General features: G+C 63.0%; 18 protein-coding genes. 11 read left to right on the top strand and 7 right to left on the bottom strand.

Annotation, left to right across the window (positions count from 1 at the left end; all coding sequences use genetic code 11):
* Window positions 1–383: 383 nt before the first annotated feature.
* Window positions 384–1,211: a LysR substrate-binding domain-containing protein gene (locus tag V6N07_RS07825; protein ID WP_371155347.1), complete on the bottom strand. Its 828-nt coding sequence runs from the start codon at window positions 1,209–1,211 to the stop codon at window positions 384–386.
* On the opposite strand from V6N07_RS07825, the gene V6N07_RS07820 reads away from it, so the two are divergent.
* The 3 genes from V6N07_RS07820 to V6N07_RS07810 are packed head-to-tail and all read left to right on the top strand — an operon-like array spanning window position 1,179 to window position 5,726.
* The gene (locus V6N07_RS07820; RefSeq protein ID WP_371155346.1) at window positions 1,179–3,077 is read left to right on the top strand and encodes a GMC family oxidoreductase; all 1,899 of its coding nucleotides are present in this window, start codon (window positions 1,179–1,181) and stop codon (window positions 3,075–3,077) included. The genes V6N07_RS07825 and V6N07_RS07820 overlap by 33 nt on opposite strands.
* Window positions 3,074–4,282: a mandelate racemase/muconate lactonizing enzyme family protein gene (locus V6N07_RS07815; RefSeq protein WP_371155344.1), complete on the top strand. Its 1,209-nt coding sequence runs from the start codon at window positions 3,074–3,076 to the stop codon at window positions 4,280–4,282. Before V6N07_RS07820 ends, V6N07_RS07815 begins: the two co-directional genes overlap by 4 nt.
* A 13-nt stretch (window positions 4,283–4,295) precedes the next feature.
* A complete protein-coding gene (locus V6N07_RS07810) occupies window positions 4,296–5,726 on the top strand; it encodes an aldehyde dehydrogenase family protein (protein WP_371155342.1) in 1,431 nt (476 codons plus the stop codon).
* Window positions 5,727–5,795: 69 nt separating this feature from the next.
* On the opposite strand, the gene V6N07_RS07805 is transcribed toward V6N07_RS07810, so the two are convergent.
* The 5 genes from V6N07_RS07805 to secG form a co-directional block, all read right to left on the bottom strand.
* Window positions 5,796–6,905, bottom strand: coding sequence for a TauD/TfdA family dioxygenase (locus V6N07_RS07805; protein WP_371155340.1), 1,110 nt, complete (start codon window positions 6,903–6,905; stop codon window positions 5,796–5,798).
* Between the two features lie 30 nt (window positions 6,906–6,935).
* Complete coding sequence (locus V6N07_RS07800) at window positions 6,936–7,679, bottom strand: class II aldolase and adducin N-terminal domain-containing protein (protein WP_371155339.1); 744 nt, start codon at window positions 7,677–7,679, stop codon at window positions 6,936–6,938.
* 2 nt (window positions 7,680–7,681) lie between these two features.
* On the bottom strand, window positions 7,682–8,650 hold the full coding sequence (locus V6N07_RS07795; protein ID WP_371155337.1) for an NAD(P)-dependent oxidoreductase: 969 nt from the start codon (window positions 8,648–8,650) through the stop codon (window positions 7,682–7,684).
* Window positions 8,651–9,036: 386 nt separating this feature from the next.
* Window positions 9,037–10,683 carry a CTP synthase gene (locus tag V6N07_RS07790; protein ID WP_371155335.1) on the bottom strand — a complete coding sequence of 549 codons (1,647 nt, stop codon included), beginning with the start codon at window positions 10,681–10,683 and terminating at the stop codon, window positions 9,037–9,039.
* Window positions 10,684–10,828: 145 nt separating this feature from the next.
* Window positions 10,829–11,179 (bottom strand): preprotein translocase subunit SecG, encoded by a 351-nt coding sequence (gene secG, locus V6N07_RS07785; protein WP_371155333.1) that lies wholly within the window; start codon window positions 11,177–11,179, stop codon window positions 10,829–10,831.
* A gap of 148 nt (window positions 11,180–11,327) precedes the next feature.
* On the opposite strand from secG, the gene V6N07_RS07780 reads away from it, so the two are divergent.
* Together V6N07_RS07780 and V6N07_RS07775 are read left to right on the top strand one after the other, a co-directional pair.
* The gene (locus V6N07_RS07780; RefSeq protein WP_371155332.1) at window positions 11,328–12,623 is read left to right on the top strand and encodes an adenylosuccinate synthase; all 1,296 of its coding nucleotides are present in this window, start codon (window positions 11,328–11,330) and stop codon (window positions 12,621–12,623) included.
* A gap of 10 nt (window positions 12,624–12,633) precedes the next feature.
* Window positions 12,634–12,864 carry a DUF2842 domain-containing protein gene (locus V6N07_RS07775; RefSeq protein ID WP_371155330.1) on the top strand — a complete coding sequence of 77 codons (231 nt, stop codon included), beginning with the start codon at window positions 12,634–12,636 and terminating at the stop codon, window positions 12,862–12,864.
* Between the two features lie 173 nt (window positions 12,865–13,037).
* On the opposite strand, the gene V6N07_RS07770 is transcribed toward V6N07_RS07775, so the two are convergent.
* Entirely contained in the window at window positions 13,038–15,233 is a 2,196-nt protein-coding gene (locus V6N07_RS07770; RefSeq protein WP_371155328.1) for a hypothetical protein, read from the bottom strand.
* Window positions 15,234–15,311: 78 nt separating this feature from the next.
* Between V6N07_RS07770 and V6N07_RS07765 the strand changes: the two genes are divergently transcribed.
* The 6 genes from V6N07_RS07765 (at window position 15,312) to V6N07_RS07740 (ending at window position 22,274) form a co-directional block, all read left to right on the top strand.
* Window positions 15,312–16,085, top strand: a complete 774-nt coding sequence (locus V6N07_RS07765; RefSeq protein WP_371155326.1) for a thiamine diphosphokinase — start codon at window positions 15,312–15,314, stop codon at window positions 16,083–16,085.
* A gap of 31 nt (window positions 16,086–16,116) precedes the next feature.
* The gene (gene rpiA, locus V6N07_RS07760) at window positions 16,117–16,905 is read left to right on the top strand and encodes a ribose-5-phosphate isomerase RpiA (protein WP_371155324.1); all 789 of its coding nucleotides are present in this window, start codon (window positions 16,117–16,119) and stop codon (window positions 16,903–16,905) included.
* Between the two features lie 124 nt (window positions 16,906–17,029).
* On the top strand, window positions 17,030–18,388 hold the full coding sequence (gene gorA, locus V6N07_RS07755) for a glutathione-disulfide reductase (RefSeq protein WP_371155323.1): 1,359 nt from the start codon (window positions 17,030–17,032) through the stop codon (window positions 18,386–18,388).
* A 66-nt stretch (window positions 18,389–18,454) separates the two neighbouring features.
* Window positions 18,455–19,648, top strand: a complete 1,194-nt coding sequence (hflK, locus tag V6N07_RS07750; RefSeq protein WP_371155321.1) for an FtsH protease activity modulator HflK — start codon at window positions 18,455–18,457, stop codon at window positions 19,646–19,648.
* Window positions 19,648–20,520, top strand: coding sequence for a protease modulator HflC (hflC, locus tag V6N07_RS07745; RefSeq protein WP_371155319.1), 873 nt, complete (start codon window positions 19,648–19,650; stop codon window positions 20,518–20,520). Before hflK ends, hflC begins: the two co-directional genes overlap by 1 nt.
* A 353-nt stretch (window positions 20,521–20,873) precedes the next feature.
* On the top strand, window positions 20,874–22,274 hold the full coding sequence (locus V6N07_RS07740) for a Do family serine endopeptidase (protein ID WP_371155406.1): 1,401 nt from the start codon (window positions 20,874–20,876) through the stop codon (window positions 22,272–22,274).
* Window positions 22,275–22,351 lie beyond the last annotated feature (77 nt).

Raw genomic sequence — 22,351 nt, 5'->3', positions numbered from 1 at the left:
TGCGTCTCAAGACGTGGGAGAGTAGGTCATCGCCAAACCTAAAAATCACACCAATTCTCCATAAACACAAATAAAACACAAAAACCCCCAGTTGGATAAACACCAACCGGGGGTTCTTGCGTCGCAAACACACCAAAACAATAAAAACAGCAGGAACAAACGTCAAAACGTCCCTGTATGGACGTGACAAAGCCTAAACCACCGCAGTCAGCATTAAGACCCCCTACGCCGCGGAAGAGGCAGTATCTGCGCCCGCAACCAAGAGCAGCTCGGCAAATGGCAGTTCAGACAATCCGTACGGCCTATCAACCCTGTCAAGGATCAGAGAACCTTCACCCGTAGCTGCTCCGCGTGGAACAGCCACAGCGGCGACCGCTACCATCTTAGCGGACCGAAACGGGTTGGCTACTCGCGGATTCCAAAACGACCACCTTCTCGATCCAGTCGCGAAAGCAGGCAACGGCTGAGCGCATCTTGCGGTCCGGATTGGCGACCAGATAGAAATTGTGCGTCGTGGGCACGGCCTGTTCCAGCGGAACGGTCAGATCACCCCGTTTGACATAGCTATCGGTAAACAGCGTATCGACAATTGCAATTCCGCGCCCTGCTGAAATGCTCTCGAGGGCAAGCAGGGAGGACTCCACCGATATCCAGGGGGACGGTGCGACGTTCGCCAAGCCCAATTCGTCGAACATGCGTGGCCAGTCATTTTCACAACCGATGACGGTGACGATATCTGCGGTTCGCAGATTTTCCGGATCCCCCCGCATGTCATCGGCAACCTGTGGGCTGCAGATCAGGCAGGCCCGACCCCGTCGTAACTGCCATATGTCATGTTCTGGCCAGTCGCCGTTGCCGTACCGTATGTCGACGTCGATGGTCGCATCATTCATCCGGTCGGACCATACGGTGGTCGACAAAACGATATTGATATCCGGGTGCAAGGCCCGAAAATCATGCAACTTCGGCGCCAAGACGAGCACGCCGAACGAGATCGACGCACGCACATGCAATGTCGTTTGTTTTTGCGACCGGAACAGCCCGTCCGTTGCCGTCTGCAGGTCCGCGAAGGAGCCCCGGACAGGTTGGGCATAGGCCTGCCCGATGTCAGTCAATTCCACGCCCTTGGGCAACCGCTTGAACAATTTCATCTGAAGGGTCTGTTCAAGCAGTTTGATATGCTGGCTGACTGCTGCGGGCGTGAGGTTCAACTCATCCGCAGCCGCGGCAAAGGACCCGTGGCGCGCTGCGGCTTCGAAGGTGCACAACCAGGTTACATGCGGAAGACGTTTTATGATGAACTCCTCATCTCTCTGGCCAATGCGATGCCTGCACCGACGTTGTCGATCAACCCCCGCGACACAATAGAATTTAGGCCTGAGCCTCGTATCTGTTTGTTTGTGCAACGCCGCCCGGTCCGCTCTTTATGGCGGCTCTATCAGGGGTGGGCGGACACGTTGGACAAGCTGGAATTTGACTACATCGTTGTCGGGGCCGGGTCCGCCGGCTGCGTTCTGGCAAATCGGCTGTCCGAAGGGGGCGTATACACGGTTGCCCTGCTGGAAAGTGGCGGCAGCGATGCGCGTTTCTGGGTCAAGGTCCCCTTGGGCTATGCGATCAACGTGGCGAACCCGGCACTGAACTGGGGTTATCGGACCGAGGCGGACGCAGGCTTGAACGATCGAGCCATCGTCTGGCCGCGGGGGCGGTTGATCGGGGGGTCGAGCTCGATCAATGCGATGACCTACATGCGCGGTCTGGCGCAGGATTTCGACGATTGGTCCTTGGCCGGGGCCACCGGCTGGCACTGGGGCGTTGTCCGCAAGGTGTTCGACCGTTTGGAAACCCATTCGGAGATCACACCGGAGGGGCACCGGCTACGCGGTGACGGACCGGTTTGGGTGTCTGACCTGTCGCAGGGAATGGCCCCGTTCTCACGCATCTTCCTCGACGCCAGTCGGGATGCCGGGCATCCCGTCATATCAGATCTGAATGCACCGGGCGCCGACGGCATCGGGTGCTACCGCAGCACGGTGCGCAACGGGTTCCGGTGGTCTTCTGCGGATGCATTCCTGCGGCCTGCGAAACGTCGGTCGAACCTGTGCGTGATTCAAAATGCGGACGTCACCAGATTGATGGTCGCTGACGGGAAAGTGACAGGGGTTTCTTTTGTCCAAGGGGGCGTTGCCAAGCAGATTGCAGCGCGCAGAGAGGTCATCCTGTCCGCCGGCGCGATCAATTCGCCCAAGCTGTTGCAGCTGTCGGGAATTGGCCCGGCCGGTCTGTTGGCATCGAACGGCATCCCGGTGGTGCGGGACCTGTCACAGGTCGGGCAGGGGCTGCAGGATCATCTCGCCGTTTCCTACCAGTTCGGCGCCTCGCAACCGACGCTGAACACGCAACTGGGTGGGCCATTCGGCAAGCTGCTGGTGGGGGCCAGATACCTTCTGACACGAAGGGGCCCCTTGTCGGTGCCGGTCAATCAGGTGGGTGGTTTCGTGCGATCGCACCCCGACAAGCAGTTGCCGGATATCCAAATCTACTGCAATCCGGCATCCTATCAGATGACGCCTACGGGCAAGGCCGTACTGGACCGGACACCCGGTTTCCAGATTTCGGCCCAGCCGTGTCGCCCAACCAGTCGGGGCAGCATAGAGATCACATCGCCCGATCCGCAGGTGGCGCCAAGGATCAAGCCCAATTCCCTTTCGACACAAGAAGACAGGGACGCAGCGGTTCTGTCAGGGAAGGTCCTGCAGAAGATCGCCGCCGCAGACAGCCTGAGGGCGGTGACGGCACACGCCAAGGTTCCGAACCTGATGGAGCTGGACGACGAAGCCTTGCTTGCTGATTTTCAGCAACGCGCCTCGACCGTGTATCACCCGACGTGTACGTGCCGGATGGGTCAGGATGACCGGGATTCCGTTCTGGACGCGCGTCTGAGGGTTCACGGTGTCGGCGGCATCCGGGTCGTGGATGCGTCGGCTTTCCCGAACATAACGTCGGGCAACACGAACGCACCGACGATGATGCTGGCCATGCGCGCCGCAGACATGATCCTGGAGGATGCCAGATGAAACTAGAGAGCCTCGAAACCTTCGTGGTCGGCAATCCGCCGCCCCGCCATGGCGGGCGCTACTTCGTCTTTGTGCGACTGACGACCGCCTGCGGCATCAGCGGTATCGGCGAGATCTACAACGCGACCTTCGGGCCCGATATCTGTTGTGCGATGGCCCGTGACATGTTCGGGCGGCATTTCGAAGGCGCCGATCCACATCATATCGAGACCCTGTTCCGCAAATCCTATGGTGCAGGCTTCACCCAACGTCCGGACGTTACCGTCATGGGCGTGTTCAGCGGGCTTGAAATGGCGTGCTGGGACATTGTCGGAAAAGCGGCCGACAAGCCTGTGTATGAACTGCTGGGTGGGCGTGTGCATGATCGCCTGCGCAGCTATTCCTACATCTATCCGGCCAGTGGTGACGTCTATCCGGACCCATCCGTGCCCAACGCCTACAATGATCCCGGCATCGCTGCCGAGGTGGCGCTAGGCATGGTCGATCAGGGTTTTACCGCCGTGAAGTTCGACCCCGCCGGGCCGTTCTCGATCCATGATGGCCGTCAGCCCAGCCTCGAGGATCTGGCGCGCAGCGCTGCATTCTGCCGGGAGATCAGGGCGGCAGTCGGAACGCGGGCCGACCTTCTGTTCGGCACCCACGGCCAATTCACCGTATCGGGCGCCAAACGTATGGCACGGGTGCTGGAGCCGTTCGACCCGCTCTGGTTCGAAGAGCCCATCCCCCCCGAAAATCCGTCCGACATGGCACAGGTCGCGGCTTATACGGCCATTCCCGTCGCGGCAGGGGAACGCCTGTGCACCAAGCATGAGTTTGCCCGCATGCTTGAAGTGAGCGCGGCCTCGATCCTTCAGATCAACCTCGGACGGGTCGGCGGCATTCTGGAGGCCAAGAAGATCGCCTCGATGGCCGAAACGCGATCCGCGCAGATTGCGCCGCATCTCTACTGTGGGCCGGTGGTCGCCGCCGCGAATATCCAGATCGCGACCTGCAGCCCGAATTTCCTGATCCTCGAAAGTATCGGCACGTTCGACGGGCCATACATGTCCGCCGTCAAAGGTGGGATCACCTGGGAAGACGGCTACATAATTCCATCGACAGAACCCGGCCTCGGGTTGGAGCTGGACGACGCCGCTATCGCTCAACTGCCCTACGAAGGTGATGCGCTTCACCTCGAGATGGCTCAGACACCAATCACACCATGAGAAAGGAACGCTCATGCTGACGCTCGACAAATTCTACATCGATGGCGCTTGGGTCGACCCCGCGTCCGACACGACAATGCCGATCATGAACCCGGCCACCGCGTCGCAGATCGGCACCGTGACGCTGGGCAATGCGACGGACGTGGACCATGCCGTGGCTGCTGCCAAACGCGCGTTCGAGACGTTCTCGATGACCTCCCGGGAGGAGCGTCTTGCCCTTCTGCACAAACTTCGCGACGCGACGAAGGCGCGCCTCGGCTATCTGGCAGAAGCGATGACATCCGAGATGGGCGCCCCTGCGACGATGTCCCTGGAGGTGCAGGCCGACGCCGGGCTCGGTCACCTCGACTACTTCATCAAGGCCCTCGAATCCCTCGAAGAAGAGGAGGTTCTGCCGAACGGCGACATCGTGACCCGCGAACCCATCGGGGTATGCGGTCTGATCACGCCGTGGAACTGGCCGATCAACCAGATCGCGTTAAAGGTCGTTCCCGCGCTGGCGACCGGGGCGACCTGTATCCTCAAACCATCCGAACACACACCGATCTCGGCACAGATCTATGCAGAGATCGTCGAGGCCGCAGGGTATCCTGCCGGTGTCTTCAATCTGGTGCAGGGCGACGGGCCGACGGTTGGGGCCGCCATGTCAAGGCACCCCGACATCGCCATGATGTCGTTCACGGGGTCGACCCGCGCAGGTACGGCCGTGTCCAAGGACGCCGCCGATGATATCAAGCGCGTGACCCTCGAGCTGGGCGGCAAATCGCCCAACCTCGTCTTTGCGGATGCAGACCTGCCGAAACGCATCCCCGAGAGCGTGCAGGGATGTTTCTACAACACCGGCCAATCCTGCAATGCGCCCACCCGCCTTCTGGTCGAGCGCAGCTGCTACGATGATGTCCTGACCCTGGCCAAGGCGGCAGCCGAAGCTCAGGAGGTCGGTGATCCGACCCTGCCGGGCGATCACATCGGACCCTTGTTCGACAAGATCCAATACGATCGGGTGCAGACCATGATCCAGGTCGGGCTGGACGAAGGGGCAAAGGTTCTCGTCGGGGGCCTCGGCAAGCCCGAGGGGCTGGAGGATGGCTACTATGTGAAGCCGACCATCTTCTACGACGTCGACAGCACGATGCGCATCTACCGGGAGGAGATCTTCGGCCCCGTCCTCGTGATCACGCCCTTTGACACGGAAGAGGAGGCCGTTGCCATGGCCAACGACACCGACTACGGCCTTGCCGCCTACGTGCAATCGGGGGACGAGGCGCGTGTGTCGCGGGTGGTTCGGCGTCTGCGCGCCGGAACGATCCAGATCAATGGGCGCGGCCCCGACTACGGGTCGCCCTTTGGTGGCTACAAGCAATCCGGCAATGGCCGGGAAGGCGGCTCTTTCGGTCTGGAGGATTACCTCGAAATCAAGGTCCGGCCGCCGTTCGCGCTCTGACCGGAAAGCGGCATCAAACACAAACGGCGCAGAGCATTCTGCGCCGTTTTTTCGTGTCCTGGCTGGTGCCTACAGGTTTCGCATGGCGATCCGGTAGGTGCTGCGCATTGCCGCACGGTCCGTATAGCAACCACGCAGGTGGCGGCTGCCGCTTTCGGCGACATACCCCTCCCGGCCGTGAACGATACGGTGATTGTCGAAGACGACACAATTCCCGGCCTCCGAGCGGAACTTCATCACGAACCGGTCCATCTGCATCATGCGGATGAACTTGATGAAGGCGGGGTAGTAGGTGTCCAGAAGTTCCTGCGGCAGGTCCATGTTGTCCTGCAAATGCTGGGAAATCGTCACCCCGGTCACGTTCCCCTCCTGATCGGTTTTAATGACCTTCTGATGCGACAGGTAATCGATCGTGTCGTGGCGGTAGAAGAATGGAATTTCATGTCGGGCCAGCAGGTCGAAAGCCTCCGGGTCTTCGGTCTTCAGGGCCATCGCAACGGCGATACCATCCACGAACAGGGACGCGCCGCCGTCCACGGTATTCTCGATGCAGTGCAGGAACTGGACACCGGGTGCGGCTTCTTCCCCGGGCAGGTCGGTATGCATCTCGAGCGGTCCGGCGGTGAACGCGAGGTTGGTCGGATTGATCTCCACCCGGACGTTGAAGAACAGACCTTCGCCGGATGGGGTGACGGGGCCGATCGCCTCGACCAGATTGGGCAGGCTGTCCTCGGACGGATCCATGTCGGTCACGATGGCGATCCCATCTTGAATCAAGGCGCCCGTCAGGGCCGCACGACCCACCGCCGTATTGATGACATCGGCCTGCGAAACACGATGGATTCGTGGTAGGTGGTCGCTGTACCAGATGCGCCGCGGCAGGGCCGCCACGTCCGCGGGGCGCCCCGTGGTGGCAATATCCTCGAGAAGGCCCAGCGGAACCTCGCTGGGGCTGTCTTCGGCTTCCCAGTCTATGACGAGCATGTCGTCGCGGAACGAAAGGGACCTTGCCCGGGGGGCATCGGACAGTTGGGAGACATCGAAGATCCGCTCTCTCGTCTGGGGGTCGATGCTGGACGTGCTCGCATCTCGCAGCCAGAAATAGTTGAAATACTTCGGACCGTTGGAGAGCGGGATCACCGCACCGGTTTCGCGAAGGTCGAACTGTGTCTGGGTCATTGTCGTCATCCTGCCTCCGGGGCCCCAATTCTATCGAGCGTAGATGTTGTTCTCTGCATCGAGACGCGCGCGGATCTCCCTGAGGTGCGCCTCGGCCTGACCGGGATAATCATCGAGGTCCCGTGCGGTCTGCTCTGCGATGTGATCGGGAAGAATCCGCAGTTTCTGTCCGGTCTGAAGCGCGCGCACATATGTCTCGGCGGCGCGTTCGAAATAGTAGAGCCGGTTGAACGTGTCTGCGACCGACCGGCCGACGACCAGCACGCCGTGATTGCCCATCACCATGACCTTCTTGGCCGGATCGGACAGCATCCCCGCGCAGCGGATCCCCTCCTGTTCGAACGCGACCCCGCCAAAATCCTCGTCGATCACGTAGCGGTTGAAGAACGTTGCCGTGTTCTGATCGATCGGGGGCAGGGTGCTGTCGGCGAGGCTGGCCAAGACCGTCGACCAGATCGAATGGGTGTGCATCACGCATCGTGCATGCGGGCACAGCCGGTGGATCGGCGCATGCAACCCCCATGCCGTGGGATCCGGTGCATCATCGTGATCGAGGACATCCGGGTCATTGGCATCCAGTTCCAGCAGACCAGAGGCCGTGATGTTCGTGAAGTGAACCTGATTGGGGTTGATGAGAAAGCGTGTTCCCGCGTCATTCGTGGCCAGGCTGAAATGGTTGGCCACCCCTTCGTGCATGTTCAGGCGCGCGGCCCAATGGAACGCCGCAGCCAGATCCGTGCGTTCGGTCCAGTGATCCAACACCGCCCCGTCCATGGTCAATCCGCCCAGAGTGGGGTCGTCAGCCCGGTGGGGATGACCTCGTACCCGGCCTCCTCGGGCTCATCATCGGTCAGGATCACGGGAAATCCGGGCGCCGTGACCTGCAGGCCCGTCGCGTCTTCGAGGCGGCGAATGATGTTGGGCGACAGTTCACGGTCGCCGTACTTCGCAATGCCGTCGTCGAATATCCTGACCAGCAGCGGGCTGATTTCCAGCGGAACGCCCGCTTCCTCGGCCAGCCCCTGAAACAGGCCGATGTCCTTTTTCACGAGGTCCATCGTGAAGGAGATGTCCCGCGACCCGTTCAGAATGACCTGGCTCTCGGTTTCATGCACGAAGGATGTGCCGGAGCTGATCTTCATCGCCTCGTAGGTCGTGTTCATGTCGATGCCCGCGGCTTTCATCGTGACGAGCGCTTCGCAGCAGGTCAGAAGGTTCGCGGTCGCCAGATAGTTGGTCATGACCTTGAGGGTGGACGCGGTTCCGATGTCACCCGTGTGCAGCACCCGCCGCCCGAGTGTCGTCAGTGTCGGCAACATCCGCTCGAAGGTCGCCCGGTCACAGCCCGCGAAGATCGAGATGTTTCCCGTATCGGCACGGTGGCAGCCGCCCGAAACGGGGCATTCGATCGCCGATCCGCCCATCTGCGCCACGAGGGCCGCAAGGCGCTTTACCTCGGACACTTCCGTCGTCGACATTTCCATCCAGATCTTGGTCTCGTCGACATGGGGCAGCATGGCTTCGACGACGGCGGCGCAGGCCTCCGGCGACGGCAAGCAGGTGATGACGGCATCGCAGGTTTTCATCAGGGTTGCGGGGCAATCGGCTGTCTTTGCCCCCCGGTCCGCGAAGGATGCCATCAGGTCCGGGTTCAGATCGTGCACGGTCAGGTCGAACCCGTTGCGCAACAGGCTGCCCGCCAGCTTGCCGCCGACGTTTCCAAGCCCCACAAATCCCATTTTCATATCAGGTCGATCCCCCAGCCATCGCTACCGCTCGCCCTAGGTCTCGAACATGTCTGCCGAAAACTGAAGCAACCGATTCAGCGGGTTTGGGGTGGTTTGTCTTAAGGATGCAAAGGGGGGCTGCTGCCGACGGCACGGCGCTTTTTGTTCCTGCGGCCCGGGGGCGCTTTGAGGCACCACGCCCACTTTTCGGATCTCGATTTGCCGCATGCGGAAGGGTGGACCTTGATCATGGCACGGGATCGCGTGTCAGACGAAGGACGCGCGCGCGCCAAGGCTTCGTTCCGCCTGTGAGCTCAAACGCCCGGACAAAAAGTCCGGGCGTCATGCAGGCGCGCGATCGCGGGCGCAGGTCACCCGCCGCCGGCGCGTTTCCGTGGCAAAGCCTAGACCAGCCGCGACTGATCTTTCGCGGCCCTTACGAAATCTGCGAACAGGGGATGTGGCTCGAATGGTTTGGACTTCAGCTCGGGGTGGAACTGAACACCGATGAACCACGGGTGGTCCTTGACCTCGACGATTTCCGGCAGACGACCATCGGGTGACATGCCCGAGAAGATCAGGCCCTGCGCCTCCAGCTGTTCGCGGAACCGGATGTCGACCTCGTACCGGTGGCGATGCCGTTCCTCGATGGATGTGCCGCCATAGACGCCGGCGACCTTGGACCCATCGGTCAGAACGGCGTCATAGGCGCCCAGTCGCATGGTCCCGCCCTTGTCGTCGGAGGCCTTGCGCGTGACCGTGTGATTGCCCTGCACCCATTCCTTCAGGTGATAGACGACGGGCGTATAGGCGCGGACGTCCTTGCCTTCGAGGTCGAACTCCTCGCTTCCGGCGTCACCCATGTCCGCCATGTTGCGCGCCGCTTCGATCACGGCCATCTGCATGCCAAGGCAGATGCCCAGATAGGGGATGCCCCGTTCGCGCGCGAATTTGGCGGCCTTGATCTTCCCCTCGGTCCCGCGTTCGCCAAAGCCTCCGGGCACGAGGATGGCGTTGAACCGCTCCAGGTGGGGGGCGGCGTCTTCGTTCTCGAAGGTTTCGGCATCGACCCAGTCGATGTGCACCTTGACCCGGTTGGCCATGCCCCCGTGTGTCAACGCCTCGGCGATCGACTTATAGGCATCTTCCAGCTGGGTATACTTGCCGACGATGGCCACGCGCACTTCGCCGTCGGTATTGTGAATGCGATCGACGACGTCTTCCCACCGGTCGAGGTTCGGCTTCGGCGCCGGGCTGATGCCGAAGGCATCCAGAACGGCCTGATCCATGCCTTCGCGGTGATAGGCCAGCGGCGCTTCGTAGATCGACTTGAGATCCTGCGCGGCGATCACCGAATCCGGGCGCACGTTGCAGAACAGGGCCAGCTTCTCGCGCTCCTTGACGGGAATCGGTCCCTCGGAACGACAGACGAGGATGTCCGGCGCCAACCCGATCGATCGCAATTCCTTGACGGAGTGCTGAGTCGGCTTGGTCTTCAACTCACCGCTGGCCTTGATGAAGGGCAGCAGGGTCAGGTGCATGAACAGACATTGCCCGCGCTCCTTTTCCTGACTGAACTGACGAATGGCCTCGAAAAAGGGCAGACCTTCGATGTCACCGACGGTCCCGCCGATCTCGCAGAGCATGAAGTCGACCTCATCCTCGCCGATGCGGATGAAATCCTTGATCTCGTTGGTTACGTGGGGGATCACCTGGATGGTTTTTCCAAGATAGTCGCCCCGACGCTCTTTTTCGAGGACGTTGGAATAGACGCGGCCGGAACTGATCGAATCAGTATTCCGCGCGGCCACGCCCGTGAACCGTTCGTAATGGCCAAGGTCCAGATCGGTCTCTGCGCCGTCGTCGGTCACGAAGACTTCGCCGTGCTCGAACGGCGACATCGTTCCCGGATCGACATTCAGATAGGGGTCCAGCTTGCGCAGGCGGACGGTATAGCCCCGTGCCTGCAGCAGCGCCCCAAGAGCCGCCGAAGCCAGTCCCTTGCCAAGCGAAGACACCACACCGCCGGTGATGAAGATAAAGCGCGCCATGTCCAGAAGTCCCCGCAAATACACTGTTCCGGCCGATGCCGGATTCGATGTCCACGGGTGACAAGTCTAACAGGGAAAGGGCGGGGGCCGCAACCGCGCCCCGCTACATCCTGTCGGCCAATGCCCCGAAGACGCTAGTTGTTGGTCACTCCGACCGAGGCGGCGTCAGCAGATCGTCGCTGCCGCTCGGCGGAAGCAGGCTTTCGCCGGCAGGCACTGCCGGTGCTTCCACCGCGGTATCGGGCGGCAGCAGATCGACCACCGATCCACCGGACGCGTTCTGCGCCGCGATCACGGTCAGAACGACCGAGTTGACCAGAAAGGCAATGCCGAACACCCAGGTCAGCTTGGTCATGGCCGTGGCCGCCTGGCGGCCGGTCATGGCGCCGCCACCGCCGCCCATGCCAAGCCCGCCCCCTTCGGAGCGTTGCAGCAGCACGATGCCAATCAGGCAGACCGCGACGATCAGATGGATAAGCAGAAGGACGGTTTCCATGGGGGGCCCACTCGGTTCGGATCAGGGGCTACCTAGAGACCACGTCCGCGCGCCGCAAGACCCAGAGACGTTCCTATGCGGGGTTTCGCCCCGTCGCGTGGCACGCTAGGGGAGGCGCGGTCTTTCCGTATGATAGGGAACAGCAGGTATGGCAAACGTCGTCGTGGTCGGCGCCCAGTGGGGTGACGAGGGCAAGGGCAAGATCGTGGACTGGCTGTCGGAACGTGCCGACGTCATTGCGCGCTTTCAGGGGGGGCACAACGCGGGCCACACCCTGGTCATCGACGGCGAGGTCTACAAACTGTCGCTGCTGCCGTCCGGCATCGTGCGCGGTGGCAAGCTGTCGGTGATCGGCAATGGCGTCGTTCTCGACCCGTGGCACCTCGTCAAGGAAATCGCAGGCCTGCGCGCGCAGGGTGTCGAGATTTCGCCCGAAACCCTGATGATCGCCGAGAACACGCCTCTGATCCTTCCGATCCACGGCGAACTCGACCGTGCGCGCGAAGAGGCATCTTCGAAAGGGGCCAAGATCGGCACCACGGGTCGCGGAATCGGCCCGGCCTACGAAGACAAGGTCGGACGTCGCGCCATTCGTGTTGCCGATCTGGCCGATCCGGCGACCCTGTCGGCACGTGTAGACCGCGCCCTCGCGCACCATGATGCCCTGCGCCGCGGCCTCGGGATGGACCCCGTGGACCGTGATGCCCTGCTCAGGGATCTGACCGAAATCGCGCCCGCCGTTTTGGAATATGCCGCCCCGGTCTGGAAGGTTCTCGACGCCAAGCGGCGCGCCGGAAAGCGGATCCTGTTCGAAGGGGCGCAGGGTTCCCTGCTCGACATCGATTTCGGTACCTATCCCTTCGTGACCTCGTCGAACGTGATCGCGGGACAGGCCGCGACCGGCACCGGCATGGGGCCCGGCGCGATCGATTTCGTTCTCGGTATCGTCAAGGCCTACACGACGCGTGTGGGCGAAGGGCCGTTTCCGGCGGAACTTCAAGATGCCGACGGCCAGCGGCTTGGCGAACGTGGCCATGAATTCGGGACGGTCACGGGGCGTCAACGGCGTTGCGGCTGGTTCGACGCCGTGCTCGTGCGCCAGACCTGCGCAACCTCGGGCGTGAACGGCATCGCGTTTACCAAGCTCGACGTCCTCGATGGGTTCGAGACGCTGAAGATCTGCGTCGGTTATGAACTTGACGGCAAGCAGCTCGATCACCTGCCGACCGCTGCCGATGCGCAGGCCCGCTGCACCCCCATCTACGAGGAAATGCCCGGTTGGTCCCAGTCGACCGAAGGCGCGCGCAGCTGGGCTGACCTGCCCGCAGAGGCGATCAAGTACGTGCGCCGGGTCGAGGAATTGATCCAGTGTCCGGTCGCCCTACTGTCTACCTCGCCCGAGCGGGATGACACGATCCTCGTGACGGACCCGTTCGAAGACTGAAAGGCGCGCGATGGCTCTGTCCTACAAGGCCCGGAAACGGCTGTCCTACCTGATCCTGATTGTCGGGCTGCCGCTCTACATGATCGCGGCGGTTTCCTTCGTGGCGGTGCTGCCGCGCCTGCCGGTCGCGTTGGAATTCGTGATGTACGTCCTGCTCGGCGTCCTTTGGGTCTTTCCGTTCCGGTCGATCTTTCGGGGTATCGCTAAGCCGGATCCGGACGCCGCACCCGAGGAGGAGTAGCCTCATGGCTTCCTTCGGTGCGGCCCTGAAATCGGTGCAAATCCTGCGACCGGTCCGCGCACCCGCATGACGATTTCTGGGCAGCCGCATAGCGGGCGCCCATTCATCGAGACCCACGAAAAAGGCCCGCCGATCATGGATCGGCGGGCCTTTTCATTCAAAGCGTCGGGGGATCACCCGACGAGTCTGCGGGCCTGTTCGCGAAAGCGGGACTCGGTGCCGAGCGCGAAGGTGCCCCGGCTGACCTTGCGCAGGGTTCCGTCACGCAACAGCTGACCGAAACCGCGCAGACCGTCTTCCCGGCTAAGGTCATCGACGGCTTCGGCGGCAAGATGCAGCAGGCGTGGACGCGAGAATTTGTCCTGTCCCATCACCGTCGCGCTGTAGACGGCGGCCGCCTCCAGAATGTCGGCAAGATCGGTCGCGCCGACATCCTGGGCGAATTGCTCGAAATCATCGCCAAGGTCCGGCGTCTGCTTGCCGCGCGCTGCCACCATTGCCTGCAATTCCGCCTCGGCGCGCGCATCCGCATCCGACCGCCGCGGGGCGCGACGGGGCTTCACCGGTTCCGCTGGTGCTGCTGCGGGGGCTTCCGGCGCCTCTTCCACGCGTTGTTCGGACACAAGCATCAGCGGCGCGGCACGCTCGGGGCGGGCCGTGCGGGCCTCTTCGGGCGCCTTCTCGGCGCGGCGAGGCCGGACCGTGCTGGCCAGGTCCTTGCGGTATGCGCCTGAATCATCGGTCTTGACGGTCTCCATCGTGTCATCCGCACGACGGGCTGCGACGGCCGCCTTCAGGTGCGAGATATTGGCGTGGCGACGCGATGTATCTTCGCCGGACAGGCGGCTGTCGGTTGCGGCAAACAGCCGCTCCAGATCCTCGGGCTCATCACTCTTGGCCTTCCCGGCCTGGGGCTGGGGGGGGGCGACATCATCATCGACGAGGGCGTCGTCCTCGTCCGCATGCGTCCCGACTTCGGGTGCGTCGTCCTCATCCATCAGGCCGTCGATATCGTCTTCGTCTTCGTCTTCGTCTTCCTCGACCGCGCGGATCGCGGCAAGCTCGGCCATCAGGTCATCGCCGTCTTCCGGGGCTTCGGAGGACGTGCCGAGAACCTCGTCTAGATCATCGTCTTCATCGATGTCCGTGGCCGTTGCCCCGGTCGCATCGCGTCCGAGTTCGGCTTCGATTGCGGCGAGCTCTGCCATCAAGGCGGCTTCATCGTCCTCAACGGCGTCATCGCCTTGCGGGGCAGATGCGCGCGACGTGACGGCCTTCGGCGTCTCGTCAGGCTGTTCCACGGGCTGCCGAGCTTCGAGCGGAGCAGGCTCGTCCTCCATGACGGGCTGGTCTTGGGCTGCCTCGGTGACCGATGCCGCGGCCGCACGACGCACCTTGCGGACGCGCACCCGGCGCGGGGTCGCAACCGGCGGGGCGGGGGCTTCGACCGCGGGCTCTTCGGTTGCCGTCTCTTCTGCAACGGCTTCGGGCTGGGCTTCGTCCGCCTCGGGCGCTACGTCCGTCTCGCCGGACTGCGTGTCGACCGGCGTTTCGTCATCGTCCGCTACCGTTTCCGCCGTGCTCGCGGCCACGACAGGGTCTTCGGTCTCTGCGTCCGTATCGGCTTCGTCATCCGCAAAAAGGGCCGCAAGATCGGCATTCAGGGCGTTCTCATCCTCGGCGGCGTCCTCGTCCGACGCCAACGTGTCGAGGATCGTCTCCTCTTCCTCGACGATCGAAACCTCTTCGACGATCAGGGCAGATGTTGCGTCAACCTCCTGCTCGGCAATGTCCTCGATATCCGCCAGAACGGGGGCTGCATCGTCCATGGCGGGGGCCGATACGTCTTCGGCGTGCTCATCCTCGGAGTAATCCTGCTCGGCGCGATCGGCTGCCACCACGTCGCGGATCCGGGCAAGCTTGGCGGCGGCGCTTTCCGCGTCGGCCTCGACTACTTCGATCGTTTCCACGTCGATCTGATCGGGATCGGCTGCGTCCACGGGGGCGTCGGCATGCTCCTGCGCATCGGCCTGCGGCTCCGACCTGTCCGAATATGCGCCTGCTTCGTCGGAAGCGGCGTGCGCGGTGTCCGTGTCGGCTGCAACGGCGGGGGCCGCCGCGGGGCGTAGCGTGACGCCCTTTTCATCGCTGCGCGCATCGACGGAGCCGCGCGATGTCGTTTCCGCTATCTGTCGCAGCATGGCCATGTCCGGGGTCGGCGGTTCGGCGCCAAAGTAGCGGTCCTCGGCGGCAAGACCCCGGAAGTATTCGGCGATATCCGTCATCGTGGAGAACGGATCGTCGAACCCTTCAAGCGTGCAGGAGAATGTCCCGTACGCGACCGTAAGTATCTTGTTGGCAGGCACCATGACTTTCACCACTTCCTTCCCGGACGGGAAAACTGTTTCACTTCAGGTCGCACAAAACAAAATGATTCCATTCAAATCGTGCCCAGTTCGGGACCATTTGACGGTTTCGAAGGCCGATTTTTGCCAGATTCGAAGGTAATCCAAACCGTGTTGCCAGAAGTTGACCATCATCTGTTCCCTGAATCAACGCCTGAGACGGTCGTTGGTGGGGCTCCTGTTAGCAGCAGCGTCCTTTCCAAGGCCCTAACGCTGGCCCCCCGACTGGTCGCCGCGGATGGGGGGGCTGATACGGTCCTTGCCGCGGGGCTGCGGCCCGCACGTGTGATCGGCGACATGGACAGCGCGTCCGAGGACGCCCGTGCCGCGTTTGCCGACGTGCTTTTGCCAATCGCGGAACAGGACAGCACCGATTTTGCCAAGGTCCTGAGGGTCAGCCGCGCCCCTTGGACGATCGCCGTCGGCTTCATCGGGGCGCGGGTCGATCATTTTCTGGCGTGCCTGTCCGAACTGGCCCGCCGCCGCGACCGCGCGCCCTGTATCCTGCTGGGCGAGGAGGATTGCGTCTGCATCCTGCCGCGAACCGCACATCTGACTTTGCGCGTCGGGGCACGGGTGTCGCTTTGGCCGCTTGGGCCGGCGACCGGAACCAGCACCGGTCTTGAATGGCCCATAGACGGGGTGCAATTTGCCCCCGATCACCGGGTCGGCACATCGAACCGAGCAGCCGCCGGGGACATCGCCCTGACGACCGAGGGGGCGGCGATGGCATTGATCCTCGACGCGGACGCCCTGCCGGCAATGCTTGAAATGCTGAAAATCGACCCTCGCAGCCCGGCCGCGGGCGGCGTATAACACCCCTGCACAGCGCGAGGGGAAGACGACGATGACGTCCAGGCTCAATCCGATCGACATGGCAAAATACGTCTCGGCACGCCGGGCACTCGATTATGTCGAGGACGGCATGCGTATCGGCCTCGGCACGGGGTCGACGGCCGCGTGGATGGTGCGGTGCCTCGGCGAGATGGTGCGCGAGGACGGATTGCGCGTCACCGGCGTGCCGACCTCGAGCCGCACGGCCGATCTTGCGCGACAGGTCGGCATCCCGATCGCCGCGCTGGAGGATGTCAAATGGCTGGACCTGACGATTGACGGGGCCGATGAATTCGACGGCGACCTCAACCTGATCAAGGGCGGTGGTGGCGCGTTGTTGCAGGAAAAGATCGTCGCGACGGCGTCCGACATGATGGTCGTGATCACCGACGCGACCAAGAATGTCGAAACGCTTGGGGCCTTCCCCTTGCCGGTCGAGGTCATTCCCTTCGGCTGGCAGACCACGAAGGCGCTGATCGAGGAAAGCCTGATCGGCATGGACGTGGGTGGCAGGTCAGTCACGCTGCGCCTAAACCGGGACGCGCCCTACCGCACGGACGAGGGGAACCTGATCCTCGATCTGCACCTGCGGCGGATCGGCAACCCGCGTCAGCTGGCCCTGATCCTCAACCAGATTCCCGGTGTTGTCGAAAATGGCCTGTTCCTCGATATCTGTGACGTGGTCGTCGTCGGCGCGTCCGACGGATCGGTCGAGGTGCGCGACATCAACAACGGGTCGGTCACGCGCGAGCAGATCGACATCCGCGATGACGACAACATTTTCGTGAATGTCAGCGAATAACTGGCGGTGCGACGGTCACCTGCGTGCACGCACCATTCCGGCGCGGCCAGTCCGATACGCCCGCGTTGCGGCAAGGCCCCGCAGGACGTAAGTGTTCCCCGCAACACGCACGAGGGAGCATCAGATGGATTTCGACTATGACCTGTTTGTCATCGGCGGCGGATCGGGCGGAGTGCGTGCTGCGCGCTTGACGGCCATGGGCGGACAGAAGGTCGCATTGGCCGAGGAAAGCCGCATGGGCGGGACCTGCGTCATTCGCGGCTGCGTGCCCAAGAAACTGATGGTCTACGCGTCGGAATACCCCGAAGCCATCGAGATGGCGAAACAATACGGGTGGGATGCCTCGTCCGGCAGTTTCGACTGGTCGGCATTCCAATCGCATCTCGGGTCCGAATTGACACGGCTCGAAGGCGCCTACGAAGGCAATGCCGAGAAAGCCGGGGTGACCATCTACAAGCAGCGGGCCCGGCTTGCCGACCCGCATACGGTCGAACTGGCGGACGGCACGACGAAGACGGCCAAGCATATCCTGATCGCCACGGGTGGCCGCCCGGTACGCCCCGACATGCCGGGCGCGGAACATGGCATCGTGTCCGACGATCTGTTCGACATGCCGAAGCTGCCGGGCAGGATGCTGATCGTGGGGGCCGGTTACATCGGGTGTGAATTTGCCTGCATCTTCAACGGTCTGGGTGTCGACGTGTCGATGTACATCCGCAAGGCACAGATCCTGCGGGGCTTCGACGACGAGGCGCGCGGTCATGTCGCGGATTGCATGCAGCAGCGCGGCGTGACCCTGCATACAGGCTGTGCGCCCACGGCCATCGAAAAGCGGGGCGACAAGATCTGGGTCAAGGGATCGAACGGCCACGAGGAGGAGGTCGATACCCTCCTCTGGGCCATCGGTCGAAAGCCGAACACCGATGGTCTGGGACTGGAAGACCTGGGCGTGAAATTCTCGCGCGGCGGTGCGATCGAGGTCGACGAGTATGGCCAGACGGCGGTTCCGTCGATCTATGCGCTCGGCGACGTCATCGGCCGGGTCGAACTGACCCCCGTCGCGATCCGGGAGGCGGTCGCCTTCCACGAGACGGTGTTCAAGGGCAACCCGACCAAGATGGATTACGACCTGATCCCCTCGGCGACCTTCACCCAGCCGGAGCTTGCCTCCTGCGGTCTGACCGAGGAGCAGGCGGAGGAGCAGGAACCCTCGCTCGTCTATGCGACGGCTTTCCGCCCGATGCAGACTGCATTCGCCGGCGGGGCCGAACGGGTTCTGTTCAAGATGATCGTGTCCAAGGAAACCGACAAGGTTCTGGGCGCACACATCGTCGGGCCGTCGGCGGCCGAGATGATACAGTTCGTCGCAGTCGCCATGAAAATGGGGGCCACAAAGGCCGATTTCGACCGAACTTGCGCGGTCCATCCCTCCATGGCCGAAGAAATGGTGACTATGAAGGACCCGGTGCGCGTCCTTGCTTGAAGTCCCCGGTCCGCGGGCCAATGTTACGAGCAGCACAACAAGACCTAATTGAAAGGGACATTCCTGATGGCAGGAAATGGTGGCCCCTGGGGGGGCGGTGGCAACTCCGGTGGCGGACGAGGGCCAGACGATGGCTCTGATCGCGGCGTGAACAGACCGAATGGGGGGCGCAGGCCCGGCCAGCAGGGCGGGGGGAACATACCCGAGATCGACGACCTGGTCCGCAAGGGACAGGATCAGTTGCGCGTCCTGATGGGCGGTCGCGGCGGCGGTCCCCGTGGTCCGAACGGAACGGGCGGCGGTGGCGGCGGGTTCGAATTCAACCGCACCACCATCGGCATTGCCGCGGTCGTCGCCCTTGGCGCATGGCTTTATGCGTCGGCCTACACGGTCCGGCCCGAAGAGCGGTCGGTCGAGTTGTTCCTGGGCGAGTTTTCCTCGGTCGGACAGCCGGGTCTGAACTTCGCGCCATGGCCTTTGGTCACGGCAGAGGTTCTGCCGGTCACCACCGAGCGCACGATCGAGGTCGGCGCGAACCGCGGCAACCGCGGTGAGCAGGGCCTGATGCTGACCGGGGACGAGAATGTCATCGACATCGACTTCCAGGTCGTCTGGAACGTCGACCTGCTGGAGCCGCAGGAGTTCCTGTTCAACCTGCGCGACCCCGACGCGACGATCCGCGCCGTGGCCGAATCCGCCATGCGTGAAATCGTGGCCCGCAGCCAGCTTGCCCCGATCCTCAACCGTGACCGGGGGATCATCGCCGACGAGCTGCTGGAGCTGATCCAGTCGACGCTCGACAGCTATGACGCAGGCGTCAACATCCTGCGCGTCAACTTCGACCGGGCCGACCCCCCGCAGGAGGTGATCGACGCCTTCCGGAACGTCCAGGCCGCCGAGCAGCAGCGCGATCGCCTGCAATCCGAGGCCGATGCCTACGCCAACCGCGTGCTTGCCGGCGCCCGGGGTGAGGCGGCGCAGTTGCTGGAAGAGGCCGAAGGCTACCGCGCGCAAGTGGTCAACGAAGCGGAAGGTGAAGCCAGCCGTTTCAGCGCGGTTCTGACCGAATACGCCAATGCGCCGGAGGTGACGCGCAAGCGTCTCTATCTGGAAACCATGGAGCAGGTGTTGGGCGATGTGGACAAGATCATCGTCGACAACGGCCTTGGTGGCGGTGAAGGCGGCGGACAGGGCATCGTGCCTTACCTGCCCCTGAACGAGCTGCGCGGCGGTCGTACCACCCAAGGGGGGACAAACTGATGAAACGCTCCGCTTTCCTGCTGCCCATCGCGGCGGTCGTCCTCGTGCTGATCTTCTCGTCTATCTTCGTGGTCGACGAACGGCAGAAGGCACTGGTCCTGCAATTCGGTCGCGTGATCGACGTCAAGGAGGATCCCGGCATCGCCTTCAAACTGCCGCTGGTTCAGGATGTCGTCTTCTACGACGACCGGATCCTGTCGCGCGACGTGCAGGCGATCGAGGTCACGCCCGCGGATGATCGGCGTCTGGTCGTCGATGCCTTCGCGCGCTACCGGATCGCCAACGTCCGACAGTTCCGTGAAGCCGTCGGTACGGAGGGTATCCCGGGCGCCGAGAACCGCCTCGACCGCATTCTGACGGCCGAGTTGCGCGAAGTCCTGGGTTCGGTCTCGTCCAATGAGATCCTGTCCGAGGATCGTGCGGCCCTGATGATGCGCATTGCCACGGGGGCCCGCGCAGAAGCGTCCTCCATCGGTCTGCAGATCATCGATGTCCGCCTCAAGCGCACCGACCTGCCGCCGCAGAACCTTGACGCGACCTTTGCCCGGATGCGGGCCGAGCGCGAGCGGGAGGCCGCGGACGAGATCGCACGTGGTGAGGAAGCCGCACAGCGCATCCGTGCCCAGGCCGACCGGACGGTGGTCGAGTTGACCTCCGACGCGACCCGCGAAGCGGAGATCGTTCGCGGTGAGGCCGACGCCCGGCGCAACGCGATCTTCGCGTCGGCCTATGGTGCCGATCCGGAATTCTTCGAGTTCTACCGTTCGATGTCCGCCTACTCGCGGGCCTTGCAGGGATCCAACAGCACCATGGTGCTTTCGCCCGACTCGGAGTTCTTCAATTATCTCAAGGCGGACCGCCCGAACGAGTAGTCGCGGTTGTCAGCATACCGCCACGAAGGCCGCCCATTCCGGGCGGCCTTTTTCGTTAATGCCGTCGGCACGATCCGCACCGGACTGCGCCCGCGACAGAAGCGATCTATCGCCGTGGCGGCCTGTGATTTCGCGCACCCCCTTGGCCGTTTCGATGCGCGGCCCTACGTTCCCAAGGAAGGCATCTTCACGCTCAAGTGATTACCCATGTGTTGCGTCGCGCCTGACTGATGCAAACATGCAACGGACCAGCTGTCGGACCTGCCGGCATCCATAGGTATCTTAGGAGGGAACTCTTGTTCACTGACACATATTCCAATCGCGTTGTCGTCCTGCCTCGGTTGCTGACGGCGATGCTGCTGGGGCTGGCGATGGTGATCGTCTCCAGCCTTTCGGCGGTGGCACAGGGACGGCCGGGGTCCTTTGCGGACCTCGTCGATCAGGTCTCGGGCGCCGTCGTCAACATCACGACGAACACATCCGTCGCGGTCGCCGGACCGGGACCGAACCGCGGCAACCCGCTCGAGGATTTCTTCGAGGAGTTCCGCGACCGCAATGCCCCGAACCAGCCTGATCGCCCCCGCCGCCGCGGCAGCGCGCTGGGCTCCGGCTTCGTCATTTCCGAGGACGGCTATATCGTCACCAACAACCACGTCATCGAAAATGCCGACGAGATCCTGATCGAGTTCTTTTCGGGCAATGAGCTGCCTGCAGAGCTGATCGGCACCGATCCGAACACGGATATCGCCCTGTTGAAGGTCGAGAGCGACAGCCCGCTGCCCTATGTTCCGTTCGGCGACAGCAGCGCGATGCGCACGGGCGACTGGGTCATGGCGATGGGCAACCCGCTGGGGCAGGGGTTCTCGGTCTCGGCCGGTATCGTCTCGTCGCTCGGGCGGGAACTTCAGGGCGCCTATGACGACTACATCCAGACGGACGCGGCCATCAACCGGGGCAACTCGGGCGGTCCGCTGTTCAACATGTCCGGCGAAGTCATCGGCGTGAACACCGCGATCCTGTCGCCCAACGGCGGCTCCATCGGGATCGGCTTCGCGATGGCGTCGAACGTCGTGACAAACGTGGTCGACCAGCTGCAGGAGTTCGGTGAAACCCGCCGTGGTTGGCTGGGCGTGCGCATTCAGGACGTCGACCCCGAACTGGCCGAGGCGCTGGGCCTCGAGAACGCCAATGGCGCGCTGGTGACCGACGTGCCAGAGGGGCCGGCCAAGGAAGCAGGCATTCTGCCGCGGGATGTCATCCTGAACTTCGATGGCGTCGACATCGCCGACACCCGAGAGCTTGTTAAGACGGTCGGCAATGCCCCTGTCGAGAAAGCTGTTCGCGTGACCGTGTTCCGCGACGGTGACACGCAGACCCTTCTGGTGACCCTTGGTCGCCGCGAAGATGCACAAGCCGCCGTTCCGGCATCCGCAGAACGCCCCGAAGGGCCAAGCCAGGTCGAATTGATGGGCATGACCGTCAGCAACCTGACGGAGGCTCTGCGCGCGCAACTGGGCCTTGATGCGGATGCGACGGGTATCGTCGTCTCCGACATCGATCCGAACAGCTCTGCCTATGAAAAGGGTCTGCGCGCCGGCGACCTGATCGAAGAAGCGGGTCAGGTTCGGGTCGAAAGCGTCTCCGATCTCGAAGAGCGTCTGGCAGAGGCGCAGGACGCAGGACAGAAAAGCTTCCTTCTGCTGATCCGTCGTGGCGACGATCCCCGTTTCGTGGCCTTGGCGCTGAACGAGTAGGACAGGCCATCCTGACCTGAAGCGGGCGCCCGGACGGGCGCCCGTTTTGCATTGCGGGTCCGGTCCCCGGCCGCGGT

The sequence above is a fragment of the Jannaschia sp. 2305UL9-9 genome (assembly GCF_041403465.1).
Taxonomy (GTDB): Bacteria; Pseudomonadota; Alphaproteobacteria; order Rhodobacterales; family Rhodobacteraceae; genus Jannaschia.
Note: the sequence above shows the minus strand (reverse complement) of the source record. Positions and strands in the feature narration are given on the sequence as shown.